13 protein-coding genes are annotated in these 11,746 nt (G+C 67.6%); 5 read left to right on the top strand and 8 right to left on the bottom strand.

Translation table 11 applies throughout. The annotated features are described in order from the left end of the window. Window positions 1-10 precede the first annotated feature (10 nt). The 4 genes from ACTJI4_RS00390 to ACTJI4_RS00375 are packed head-to-tail and all read right to left on the bottom strand — an operon-like array spanning window position 11 to window position 2,065. Window positions 11-268 carry an acyl carrier protein gene (locus ACTJI4_RS00390; protein ID WP_068854458.1) on the bottom strand — a complete coding sequence of 86 codons (258 nt, stop codon included), beginning with the start codon at window positions 266-268 and terminating at the stop codon, window positions 11-13. 19 nt (window positions 269-287) lie between these two features. After that, window positions 288-548: a phosphopantetheine-binding protein gene (locus ACTJI4_RS00385; protein WP_068854459.1), complete on the bottom strand. Its 261-nt coding sequence runs from the start codon at window positions 546-548 to the stop codon at window positions 288-290. Beyond that, the gene (locus ACTJI4_RS00380; RefSeq protein ID WP_392922272.1) at window positions 535-1,338 is read right to left on the bottom strand and encodes a lysophospholipid acyltransferase family protein; all 804 of its coding nucleotides are present in this window, start codon (window positions 1,336-1,338) and stop codon (window positions 535-537) included. The genes ACTJI4_RS00385 and ACTJI4_RS00380 overlap by 14 nt, the downstream gene beginning before the upstream one ends. Beyond that, the gene (locus ACTJI4_RS00375; protein ID WP_392922269.1) at window positions 1,331-2,065 is read right to left on the bottom strand and encodes a beta-ketoacyl synthase chain length factor; all 735 of its coding nucleotides are present in this window, start codon (window positions 2,063-2,065) and stop codon (window positions 1,331-1,333) included. The genes ACTJI4_RS00380 and ACTJI4_RS00375 overlap by 8 nt, the downstream gene beginning before the upstream one ends. Before the next feature lie 179 nt (window positions 2,066-2,244). On the opposite strand from ACTJI4_RS00375, the gene ACTJI4_RS00370 reads away from it, so the two are divergent. Continuing rightward, window positions 2,245-3,267: a pteridine-dependent deoxygenase gene (locus ACTJI4_RS00370; protein ID WP_440868204.1), complete on the top strand. Its 1,023-nt coding sequence runs from the start codon at window positions 2,245-2,247 to the stop codon at window positions 3,265-3,267. 34 nt (window positions 3,268-3,301) lie between these two features. On the opposite strand, the gene cydB is transcribed toward ACTJI4_RS00370, so the two are convergent. Further along, window positions 3,302-4,315 (bottom strand): cytochrome d ubiquinol oxidase subunit II, encoded by a 1,014-nt coding sequence (gene cydB / locus ACTJI4_RS00365; protein ID WP_440868203.1) that lies wholly within the window; start codon window positions 4,313-4,315, stop codon window positions 3,302-3,304. A 1-nt stretch (window position 4,316) separates the two neighbouring features. Next, window positions 4,317-5,714 (bottom strand): cytochrome ubiquinol oxidase subunit I, encoded by a 1,398-nt coding sequence (locus ACTJI4_RS00360; RefSeq protein WP_440868202.1) that lies wholly within the window; start codon window positions 5,712-5,714, stop codon window positions 4,317-4,319. A 225-nt stretch (window positions 5,715-5,939) separates the two neighbouring features. On the opposite strand from ACTJI4_RS00360, the gene ACTJI4_RS00355 reads away from it, so the two are divergent. From ACTJI4_RS00355 to hemF, 4 genes are read left to right on the top strand one after another with little or no spacing between them, the layout of a single operon-like run. Beyond that, window positions 5,940-8,306 carry a S9 family peptidase gene (locus ACTJI4_RS00355; protein WP_440868201.1) on the top strand — a complete coding sequence of 789 codons (2,367 nt, stop codon included), beginning with the start codon at window positions 5,940-5,942 and terminating at the stop codon, window positions 8,304-8,306. Beyond that, window positions 8,303-8,722, top strand: a complete 420-nt coding sequence (locus ACTJI4_RS00350; protein ID WP_392922255.1) for an NUDIX hydrolase — start codon at window positions 8,303-8,305, stop codon at window positions 8,720-8,722. The genes ACTJI4_RS00355 and ACTJI4_RS00350 overlap by 4 nt, the downstream gene beginning before the upstream one ends. A gap of 27 nt (window positions 8,723-8,749) precedes the next feature. Beyond that, entirely contained in the window at window positions 8,750-9,355 is a 606-nt protein-coding gene (locus ACTJI4_RS00345) for a hypothetical protein (protein ID WP_440868200.1), read from the top strand. 59 nt (window positions 9,356-9,414) lie between these two features. Further along, entirely contained in the window at window positions 9,415-10,320 is a 906-nt protein-coding gene (hemF, locus tag ACTJI4_RS00340) for an oxygen-dependent coproporphyrinogen oxidase (RefSeq protein WP_392922249.1), read from the top strand. Window positions 10,321-10,440: 120 nt separating this feature from the next. Here the strand turns inward: hemF and ACTJI4_RS00335 are convergent, their stop codons facing one another. Both ACTJI4_RS00335 and ACTJI4_RS00330 read right to left on the bottom strand, forming a co-directional pair. After that, on the bottom strand, window positions 10,441-10,941 hold the full coding sequence (locus tag ACTJI4_RS00335; protein ID WP_440868199.1) for a hypothetical protein: 501 nt from the start codon (window positions 10,939-10,941) through the stop codon (window positions 10,441-10,443). A 93-nt stretch (window positions 10,942-11,034) separates the two neighbouring features. Then, window positions 11,035-11,529: a DUF421 domain-containing protein gene (locus ACTJI4_RS00330; protein WP_392922243.1), complete on the bottom strand. Its 495-nt coding sequence runs from the start codon at window positions 11,527-11,529 to the stop codon at window positions 11,035-11,037. Between the last annotated feature and the right edge of the window lie 217 nt (window positions 11,530-11,746).

Below are 11,746 nucleotides of genomic sequence, written 5' to 3'. Positions count from 1 at the left end.
GCGGCGGCCGTCAGGCGGCCGCTTGCCCGGGCAGCAGCCCATGCACCACATCGACGATGTCCTGCACGGTGCGGACCGCCTTGAAGGCTTCCGGCTGCAGGTTGCGGCCGAGCAGCGGCTTGAGCTGCACGATCAGGTCGACGGCATCGATGCTGTCGATGTCCAGGTCGTCGTACAGGCGGGCCTGGGGCGTGATGCGCACCGGCTCGATCTCAAAGCTGTCCTTGAGGATCTTGACGATGCGATCGAAAAGTTCGTTCTTGGTCATGGCAAATCCTGAGACGCCGTTAAGACTGCTGGCGTGCGGCGACAAACTCGCCAAGTGCACGCACGCTGGAAAAATGGCGACGGGTCTCTTCCGAGTCGGCGGACAGGCTGACACCGTACTTTTTCTGCAGGGCCAAACCAAGTTCAAGCGCGTCGATCGAATCCAGACCCAACCCCTCCACGAACAGGGGTGCGGCGGCGTCGATATCGTCCGGAGTGATGTCTTCCAGTGAAAGCGATGAAATGATCAATTCCTTGATCTCGTGCTCAAGTGCCTGCACGGCTTGGTTCTCCAGCGAAGTCAAAGTAGTGGGCAAGATGATCGGTCACGCGCCTGGCCGCCAAGGCATCCCCCCTGGGCGTGTCGTCGGCCCCCATCAGGAAGGGGGTGATCGGGAGATCTTCCCCGACTTCCAGCTGAACGTGAAAACGCCGTGATGGCACACGATACCATTTCTGGCCCTTGCTCAGGGTAGGCGGGGTGCAGGTGATTCTGACCGGCGTTATGTCCAGCCGACCCCGGACGGCAATGTTGGCGGCCCCCCGCTGCAGCCGCAGAGGCTGTCCCGGGACGGTGCGGGTGCCCTCGGGGAAGATCACCAGGTTGCCCCCGGCGCGCACCGCCGCAATGCAGTCGTCGATCAGGCCCGCCCCGTCGCTGTTGGCCACATAGCCGGCCGCGCGAACCGGGCCGCGCATGAATGGGTTGCATGCGACTGCCTGCTTGACCACACAGTCGGCGTTGGGCAGCTGGGCGATCAACAGCACCACGTCGATCAGCGTGGGATGGTTGGCCAGAATCAGCAGGCCGTTGCGCTGCAGGCGTTCGGCCCCCCGGATTTCATAGGTCATGAGTCCCAGCCGCCGCATCAGGGCCACGTGGCTGGCGAAACTGAATTGGACCAGCCGCCGCGCCAGCCTGCGCCGCCGGGCGGTATGGCGGACCAGGAACAGCAGCGGAAACAACAGCCCGCCCAGCAGCAGCCCGCCGATTCCGAAGGCGGCGAAACTGATGCCGGTACCGACCACGCGCCAGGCGTGGTCAAGGCGGGCGGGCCAGCGCTCAGCCATGGCGTTGCCAGGACCACTGCTGACCATCGGCCTGGAACTGCAGCGCCGGCTCGGCCGACAGCAGGAAGCGCAGCGCGTCCAGACTGTGCGGCAGCGCGCCGGGCGGGCTGTCCTGTCCGCCCCGACCCCAGCCCAGCGAGAGCCGGGTGCCCGGCACGTCGGCGCGGGCCAGCCGCCAGCACCAGGCGAAGAACGGGTCAGGCTCGTCGGCGAAGCCGGCGTATACGGCCGGCAACTGCGATTCGTAGACGATCACGCGCACTTCCGGGGCGCCATCAGCGAGCAGCCCGAAGGCCTCCACGCAGGCGGCCTCCACCGTGCCACGGCCGCCGGCCAGGGCCAGATAGTTGCCGCGCTGGCCGCGGGCGATGGAATACAGCGCGGCCACCGCGTTGTGCACCGACAGGCCAAAGCCGGTGGGCGACATCGGGGCGTCCTGGCGCAGGGTGTCGAGCAGTTCCATCGAACGGGCCACGTCGCCATGCCGGGACGCGAACACCAGCGGCACCTGGCCGGCATCGTCAGGCTGTTCGCACCAGCAGGCGGCCTGGATGGCCATGCGGCCCAGGCGCTCGATGCGGCGGCGCTGCATGGCCGGCACTTCCGGCAACGCGGGCGTGTCGGCGCCTTCAGGCAACGTCGGGGCATGGGCCCACGCCTGCCAATCCGATTTCGTGGTCAGTCCCGGTGCCCAGGCCGACCAATCCACAACAGAGAACTCGATCATTCACGCCAACATGTTTATGGGCACCTGGACAGCACGAGCCGTGGTGGCAACGCGGATCGGCTCCCCCATTCCAGCCGGCCCACGCCTGTCTTCGACATCGTCCGGCGCGTTCGGGCACGCCGCGAAAGGAGCGCACGCTATCATGACACCCTCGGCACTGGCAGCTTTCACAATCTGAAATGAGTAGCACGATCCACAGCGTAGCGGATGCGCAGGTCCTTTCTCCTTCGGCAGACTCCGCGCTGTTCCGTGCGTTCTATGCCCCCGCTGCTGAACGCGATGCCGCCCTGGCCGACCCGCGCACCCTGGCCGTGTTCGGGTTTTCGGCCGGTGCCGCGCCCAGCGACGACCCACGCTGGCTGCGGGTGCCGTTGGCCGAACAGGGTCCGGCGCAGGTCGAAATCTGGCAGGGCGTCGGCCCCGTCCAGCACGGTGTGCGCGATGGCGTGCGCTGGTCGGCCAACGACACCTTGCTGTTCGGTGCGATCGAGATTGACGAGGTCGAGGACGATATCGAATCCGCGGCGGCAGACGCGTACGCACGCATGAGTGGTTTCCTGACCAGCTGCGGTTTCCCGCATCTGCTGCGCACCTGGAACTATCTGGATGCAGTGACCGAAGGCGATGGCGACCAGGAGCGCTACCGGCGCTTCTGCGTGGGCCGGGTGCGCGGCCTGCGCGAGCTGGACGAAGCCGCCCTCCCGGCGGCCACCTGTATCGGCCGTTTCGATGGGGTGCGCCGGCTCCAGGTGTACTGGCTGGCGGCCCGCGAGGCTGGCCTGCCGCTGGAGAACCCACGCCAGGTCAGCGCCTTCCGGTACCCGCGCCAGTACGGGCCGCAGTCGCCCAGCTTCTCGCGCGCCCTGTTGCCGCCACTGGCCACCGGGCTGCCGCTGCTGCAATCGGGCACCGCCGCCATCGTGGGGCATGTGTCGCAGCACACCGGTTCGGTGATGGAACAGCTGGAGGAGACCCTGACCAACCTGCAGAGCCTTGTGGATGCCGCGCGCCTGCAACGGCCGGGGTTGCCAGCCACGTTGGGCGCCGGCTCCCTGTTGAAGGTGTATGTGCGCCGTGCCGGGGACATGCCGGCCATTGCGGCGCGGATGGCGCAGCTGCCGGGTTCACCGGCGTTCGTGGTATTGCATGCCGAGGTGTGCCGGGCGGAGCTGCTGGTCGAGATCGAAGGCCTGCACGGCTGAAGGGCGTGACGACCAACGGTCGTCACCCGATCCGTCAGTGGTATCCGGCGTCTGCGCGGACCTTGCCGCGGAACACGCGGTACGACCAGGCGGTGTAGCCCAGGATCACCGGCAGCAGCACCACCAGCCCGACGAAGCTGAAGCCCATCGACGAGGCCGGCGCCGCCGCCTGCCACAAGGTCATGCTGGGCGGCAGCAGGTATGGCCACATGCCCAGCACCAGCCCGATGAAGCCGAGCACGAACAGCGCCAGCGTGAGCAGGAACGGCGGCAGGTCGCGGCGCGGGTGCATTGCGCTGCGCCACAGCGCCACTGCAACGCCCAGGGTGAGCAGCGGCACCGGCGACAGCCACCAGAAGTTGCCATCGCTGAACCAGCGCGCCATCAGCCGTGAATCCAGGAACGGCAGCCACGCGCTGACCAACCCCATGAACACGATCACCGCCACCACCAGCGGCCGGGTCAGGGTGCGGGCAAAGGTCTGTTCGCGCCCTTCGGTCTTCAGGATCAGCCAGGTACTGCCAAGCAGCGCATAGCCGAACACCACCGCCGCTCCGGTCAGCATCGAGAACGGGCTGAACCAGCCGAACGGCCCGCCCACGTACTGCCCGTCCACCACCTGCAGGCCCTGCACCAGCGCACCCAGGATCACCCCCTGGGCGAACGCGGCCAGCAGCGAGCCCAGCCCGAAGGCCACGCTCCACAGCCGCCGTGAGCGGTGCGCCTTGAAGCGGAACTCGAACGCCACCCCGCGGAACACCAGCGCCACCACCAGCAGCAGCACCGGCAGGTACAGCGCCGACAACAGCGCGGCATACGCCTTGGGGAAGGCGGCCATCAGCCCTGCCCCGCCCAGCACCAGCCAGGTTTCGTTGCCGTCCCAGATCGGGGCGGCGGTATTCATCATCACATCGAGCTGTTCCTCATCCTCGGCCATCGGCGCGAGGATGCCGATGCCCAGCACGAAGCCATCCAGCACCACGTACATCAGCACGCCGAAGCCGATTACCGCGAACCATGCCACCGGCAGCCAGGTCGTCATCTCCATGTCAGCGCTCCTCCAGCGGTTCGTCGGCACCGGACAGCGGCCGCGCCGGGGTGTGGCTGCCGTCTTCGATCGGCGGTTGCTGGTCGTGTGGCTTGGGCCCGGTACGGATGATCTTGACCAGGTACCAGACGCCCCAGCCGAACACGAACGCATAGCCCACGATGTACACGCCCAGCGACAGCGCGGTCATCCAGGCGCTCTGCGGGCCCACCGCATCGGCGGTACGCAGCACGCCGTACACCACCCACGGCTGGCGGCCCATTTCGGTGACGAACCAGCCCGACAGCAGCGCGATGAAGCCACTGGGCAGCATCCAGTTCCAGCCACGCACCAGCCAGCGCGATTCCAGCAGGCGGCCGCGCCACCACTGGAACGCCGAGGCCCAGGCCAGCAGCAGCATCAGCGTGCCCAGCCCGACCATGATGCGGAACGCGAAGAACACGGGCACCACCGGCGGGCGATCGCTGGCCGGCACCGAGGTGAGCGGGTCGAACGTACCGTCCAGCGAATGGGTCAGGATCAGGCTGCCCAGGCGCGGAATGGCGATCTCGAAATCGTTGCGCTCGGCCTTTTCGTTGGGCACGGCGAACACCACCAGCGGCACCCCTTCACCCTCGCCTTCGGCATGCCAGTGCGCTTCCACCGCGGCGATCTTCATCGGCTGGTGCTTGAGCGTGTTCAGGCCATGCATGTCGCCCACGAAGATCTGCACCGGCACGGTGAGTGCGGCAAACGCCACCGCCGCCAGCAGCATGGTGCGCCCGGCCTCCACGTGGGTGCCCCTGCGCAGGTACCAGGCGCCGACCCCGCCGATGACGAAACAGGTCGTGATGAACGAACCCAGCGCCATGTGCGCCAGCCGATAGGGGAAGGAGGGGTTGAACACCACCTGCCACCAGTCCTGCGGCACCACGATGCCGTCGATGATGGCGTGCCCGGCCGGGGTCTGCAGCCAGCTGTTGGAGGACAGGATCCAGAAGGTGGACACCAGGGTGCCCAGCGCCACCATGCAGGTGGAGAAGAAATGCAGGCGCGGGGAGACCTTGCCCCAGCCGAACATCATCACGCCCAGGAAGCTGGCCTCCAGGAAGAACGCGGTGAGCACTTCATAGGTCAGCAACGGCCCGATCACGCTGCCGGCTACCTGGCTCAGGCGCGGCCAGTTGGTGCCGAACTGGAAGGCCATGACGATGCCGCTGACCACGCCCATGCCGAACGATACGGCGAAGATCTTCTGCCAGAAGAAATAGAGCTCGCGCCAGATCGGCTTGCGGGTACGCAGCCATTGGCCTTCCACGAACGCCAGCCAGCTGGCGGTGCCGATGGTGAAGGCCGGGAACAGCACATGGAAACTGATGACGAACCCGAACTGGATCCGAGACAACAACAACGCGTCCAAGCGACGCCTCCGCAGGATTTCTGGAATCCGCACCAGTCTGGGCCTGTATCTGTGAAAGGCACATGCGACCCGGTGACGCGCTGCTTCACTTGGTCGCAGGTGGCGCCCAGTACAGGATGGAGTGCCATTCACAGGTCATGGGCCACGGTCCATGACCTGTGGCCCCCTCCCGGAGCCGTTGCGGCTGCTACGCTTGTCGGGTTTTCCTTCACGGTGCTGCCCGCAATGCCCAGAACGCTGCCCTTGTCCCTGCTGCTGCTCGCCGCCCTCGGCGGCACGGCCCACGCGGCACCGACGCCGATCACCATTGAACAGGCCATGGCCGACCCGGACTGGATCGGTCCGCCGGTCGAGAGCGCCTGGTGGTCGTGGAACAGCCAGCAGGTGGAGTACCAGCTCAAGCGCACCGGCAGCCCGGTCCGCGACACCTTCCGCCAGCCGATCAGCGGCGGCGCCGCCAGCCAGGTCGCCGATGACCAGCGCGGCAGCCTCGACGTTGACAGCCCGGTCTACGACAGCACCCGCCAGCGCAGCGTGTTCGTGCGCAATGGCGACGTATTCCTGCGTGACCTGCGCAGCGGCGCGCTGACCCAGCTCACCCGCAGCACCGAGAAGGCCAGCGCGGTCAACTTCGCCCGCGACGGCGGGGTGATCTGGCGCACCGGCCAGAACTGGTTCCACTGGACCGCCGCCGGCGGGGTGCAGCAGGTGGCCAGCCTGAAGGCGGAGAAGAACCCCGATGACGCGCCCAAGGCGGACGTCCTGCGCGACCAGCAGCTGCGCACCCTGGCTACGCTGCGCAACGACCGCGCCCAGCGGGAGGCACTGAAGGAGCAGGAAGCCAGCTGGCGCCGCGCTGACAGTACCCGCGCCCCCGGTCCGGTGTATCTGGGCGCCGATGTGGAGATCGTCGACAGCGCGCTGTCGCCCGACACCCGCAGCCTGGTCGTGGTGACCAAGCCGAAGGGCTTCGATGAAGGCCGTGGCGGCAAGATGCCCAAGTACGTGACCGAATCGGGCTACGAGGAGTTCGAGGACACCCGTACCCGCGTCGGCCGCAACGACCCGGAACCGAACGCGCTGTGGCTGGTCGACGCCGTCACTGGCACGGTCAAGCCGCTGTCGCTGGACAGCCTGCCGGGCATCGGCACCGACCCGCTGGCCGCGCTGCGCAAGGCCGCCGGCAAGGACGCGCTGAAGGGCAGCCGCCCGGTACAGGTGCTGGGCGGCCCCGGCGCGCCGGGCATCCGCTGGAGCAATGACGGCCAGCAGGCCGCGATCCTGCTGCGCGCCAACGACAACAAGGACCGCTGGATCGCGAGCGTCAGCCCGGCCGACGCCAGGCTGCAGACCCGCCACCGCCTCACCGACGCGGCCTGGATCAACTGGAGCTTCAACGACTTCGGCTGGTCCAACGACAACCGCACGCTGTGGCTGCTGTCCGAGGAATCGGGCTACTCGCACCTGTACACCCAGCAGGGCACGGCCAAGCCGCAGGCGTTGACCGGCGGCAAGTGGGAAACCTCGATGCCGGTGCCCAGCGCCGACGGCCGTGGCTTCTACGTGCTGTGCAACCAGCAGGCGCCGGGCGATTACGAAGTGTGTGCGGTGGATACCGCCTCGCGGCAGGTGCGTGAGCTGACCTCGCTCAACGGCGTGGAAGACTTCTCGCTGTCCCCGGACGGCCAGCAGCTGCTGGTGCGCTACTCCGGCGCCTACCTGCCGGCGCAGCTGGCGGTGGTGCCTGCCGCCGGTGGCCAGGCCAAGGTGCTGACCGATACCCGCAGCGCGGCCTTCAAGGCGCGCGAGTGGATCCAGCCCAAGCTGGTGCAGGTGCCGTCCAGGCATGGCGCGGGCGTGGTCTGGGCCAAGTACTACGGCCCGGAAAACCTGGAGCCGGGCAAGAAGTACCCGATCGCGATGTTCGTGCACGGCGCCGGTTACCTGCAGAACGTGCACCAGCGCTACCCCGCCTACTTCCGCGAGCAGATGTTCCACAACCTGCTGGTGCAGCAGGGCTACGTGGTGCTGGACATGGATTACCGCGGCAGCGAGGGCTACGGCCGCGACTGGCGCACGGCGATCTACCGCAACATGGGCCACCCGGAACTGGAAGACTACAAGGACGGCCTGGAGTGGCTGGTGGCCACCCAGCAGGGTGACCGCGACCATGCCGGCATCTACGGCGGCTCCTACGGCGGCTTCATGACCTTCATGGCGCTGTTCCGTTCGCCGGGCACGTTCAAGGCCGGCGCCGCGCTGCGCCCGGTGGTGGATTGGCACCAGTACAACCACGGCTACACCGCCAACATCCTCAACACCCCTGACATCGACCCGGAGGCGTACCGCGTCTCCTCGCCGATCGAGTATGCCGAGGGCCTGCAGGACCACCTGCTGATCGCGCACGGGATGATGGACGACAACGTGTTCTTCCAGGACTCGGTCAACCTCACCCAGAAGCTGATCGAGCTGCACAAGGACAACTGGAGCATCGCGCCCTACCCGCTGGAACGCCATGGCTACGTGCGTGCCGATTCCTGGCTGGACCAGTACAAGCGCATCCTGAAGCTGTTCGAAGAGAACCTGAAGTGAGCCACGACGCGGCGACGATACGGATCGTCGCCGCGGTCATCACCGATGCCGCCCAGCGCGTGCTGGTGGTGCGCAAGCATGGCTCGGCGGTGTTCATCCAGCCGGGCGGCAAGCCCGAGCCGGGCGAAGCACCGCTGGCTGCGCTGGCGCGCGAGCTGGACGAGGAGCTGGGCGTGCAGCTGGCGCCCGCCACGGCGGTGCCACTGGGCACCTACAGCGACTGGGCGGTGCACGAGTCCGGCTGCCGGGTGCACGCCGATGCGTGGTGGGTACGGGTGCTGGGCACCCCACAGGCGCGGGCGGAGATCGCCGAACTGGCCTGGGTGCCGTTGCAGCCACCGCACGGACGCCGCTTGGCACCGTTGAGCGAAGACCATATCCTGCCGGCGGCCGCGCGCGTGATCGTGCCGGGCTGACCCCACCGCTCACTGCCAGGACACCGGATGTCTACCACCACGCCCCCGCTGCTGCCTGTTGCCAACCCGCGCCCTAAGGGCGATGGCACGCCTGCTTTCCTTGCCCCGCTGGCCAAGTCGGTGCTGGTGGTGTGCATCGTGTCGGCCGTGTGCTGGGCCGGTGGTGCGGTGGTTTCCGCACTCCTCACGCAGTCGGCCTGGTTGAAGGACCTGCTGGACGGCACCGACCTGTCCTGGATGCCGTCATCGCTGCGCTGGTTCGGCCGGAATGCGGTGGCGGTGAACGTGGGCATGCTGGTCCTGTCGCTGGTGGGCGCTGCGGCGTGCTGGGGCCTGCTGCGGCGCAACCGTTGGGCGCTGTGGACCTTCATCGCGCTGCTGGTGGTCACCGCGCTGCTGAACTTCGTCGGTGCGTGGGTGATCGACGAGGTATTCCGCCAGCTGATCGTGCACCTGCCGCCGCACGCAGACGCGGATGCCGGCCAGCTGCGCCGCGACCTGCAGACGCAGCGCGTGATCTACACCGGCCTGACCGTGCTCACCGCGCTGGCGTTCGCCGCACTGCACGCCTGGCTGGTGGCACGCGTGCTGCGCCCGGACGTAAGGGCCCTGTTCGGCAGAAAAGTCCCGTAGCGCGAGGTCCTGCCTCGCTGTGCAGGCCCTGCCCGGCTGCCCTGCGGTAAAGTACGGCCATGAACGAATTCGAGCGCGTACGCAGCTACCTGACCGACCTGCAGGACCGCATCTGCGGCGCGGTTGAAACCGCCGACGGCCAGGCCCGTTTCAGCGAAGACCTCTGGCAACGCGCCGAAGGCGGCGGTGGCCGTACCCGCATCCTGCGCGATGGCGCGGTGTTCGAGCAGGCCGGTATCGGCTTCTCCGACGTCTCCGGCACGCGTCTGCCGCCGTCGGCCTCGGCCAACCGGCCGGAGCTGGCCGGCGCCTCGTGGCGCGCCACCGGCGTGTCGCTGGTGTTCCACCCGCTCAATCCGTACCTGCCCACCACCCACGCCAACGTGCGCTACTTCAGCGCCGAGCGTGATGGCCAGCAGGTGGCTTCCTGGTTCGGCGGCGGCTTCGACCTGACCCCGTTCTACCCGTTTGACGAGGACGTGCAGCAGTGGCACCAGGCTGCCCACGACCTGTGCGCGCCGTTCGGCGAAGAGCGCTATGCGGCGCACAAGCGCTGGTGCGACGAGTATTTCTTCCTGCGCCACCGCAATGAAACGCGCGGCGTGGGCGGATTGTTCTTCGACGACCTGCACGGCGACTTCGAACGCGATTTCGATTACCTGCGCGCGGTGGGCGATGGCTTCCTGCAGGCCTACCTGCCGATCGTGGAACGCCGCAAGCACACCCCGTACGGCGAACGCGAGCGCGAGTTCCAGCTGTACCGGCGGGGCCGGTACGTGGAGTTCAACCTGGTGTACGACCGCGGCACGCTGTTCGGACTGCAGAGCGGCGGGCGCAGCGAGAGCATCCTGATGAGCCTGCCCCCGCGCGTGCGCTGGGAGTATGGGTTCCAGCCGGAGCCCGGCAGCGCCGAGGCGCGGCTGGGCGATTACCTGGTGCCTAGAGAGTGGTTGGCCGCGCGCTGAGCAGGTTGGCTGCCATAAGCAGTCACGCACCAGGATCATTCCCGTTGCTCGCGGTGGTGCCGGGCGCCTGGCGACGCGGTCGCCCGAGTTCGCCCTGCTGGCACGGGGCGCGGCGTAGCTCTACCGGCTGAGCATTGCCATGTGCTCCTGCAGAAGGGTCTGCTTCTTCGCTTCGTAATGTTCGACCTCGCGCTGGGCCACCGCTTCCGCCACGCATGGGCTGTCGTCGAATAGTCCGCCGCCGCAGAAATTGCGGAAGGAGCCAGGCCGCAGGGCGTGATCCAACCGCAGCGTTTCAAGATTCTCGCGGGCGACATCCAGCTTGCGCTGGGTGCGGGCGCGGCGGTCCAGCAGCTTCTGCAGCTCGCGCGCCTGGGTTGCGGGGTGCGCGGGTGCTGCGGCGGAATGCGATCGCCATGCGGGCGGTTCGTTGGCGACCTCCAATGGAATGGCGTGCGATGCCGGCAGCCGCCGTTGAGCCATGTCCTGGCTCATCACCTCGTCATAGGTGGGTGGCAGATCCTCTGCCGGCGCAGGATCGCTGCGGACGCGGGCAAAACCCGACCGGGGTGAGTAGATCGCAACCCAGGGACGGGGCGAGGAAGCGGGTTCGAGGGGCATGACAGGCATCTCCGTTGCATGGGCCACTCCAGCAGCGGCCCCTGATGCGGCCGATTTCAGCAGTGCGTGCGGCGATGCACTTTCACGTTCCGCTCAACCGTTACCGTCTTCCTTGGGCTGCCTGGGCACGATGGTGATGTGGCCATTGATTTCCAGCAGCGCCATCGACACCTGGCTGATATGGGTGCAGCCCTGCTGGCGCATGGCCGCTTCCAGGTCGGCACGGGTGACCAGCTCACGCTTGAGCACCGAGGCCAGCACTTCGCCATCGCGTGCGATCAGCACCGGTTCGCCTTCCACCAGTGCTTCCACCTTCCTGCTGCGGGTGCTCAGCCAACCCACGCCGTAGTTGATGCCGATCAGCGTGGCCGCCAGCAGCAGGCCGCCGCCCAGCGAGGTGTCCTTGCCCAGCAGCGCGTTCTGCACCGCATTACCGAGCAGCACGATCAGCAGCACATCGAACGGGGTGATCTGTCCCAGCGCGCGCTTGCCCGACAGCCGGACCATGCCGAGCACCACCACGTACACCACCACCGCGCGCAGGATGAACTCCCACCACGGCATGGCCAGGTCGAACAGATCGGTCATGCGAACCCCGCAGAGGAAAAGATGGCCTGAAGCATACGGGTAGCGCGGGCCGTTGGCCGGACGCCGGAAAATAAAAAGCCCCGCCGACCAGGGGGAGGTCAGCGGGGCCGGGGAACGGGTGCTTGGGGAGGAGCCCCCGTTCCGAGATCTGCTCCAGGGGATGGGAGAGATCCACAACAGGCGTTGCGCCTGTCGAGGTCTATAAAAGCACCTCGAA

It is taken from the genome of Stenotrophomonas sp. 22385 (genome assembly GCF_052045085.1).
Classification (GTDB): domain Bacteria; phylum Pseudomonadota; class Gammaproteobacteria; order Xanthomonadales; family Xanthomonadaceae; genus Stenotrophomonas.
Note: the sequence above shows the minus strand (reverse complement) of the source record. Positions and strands in the feature narration are given on the sequence as shown.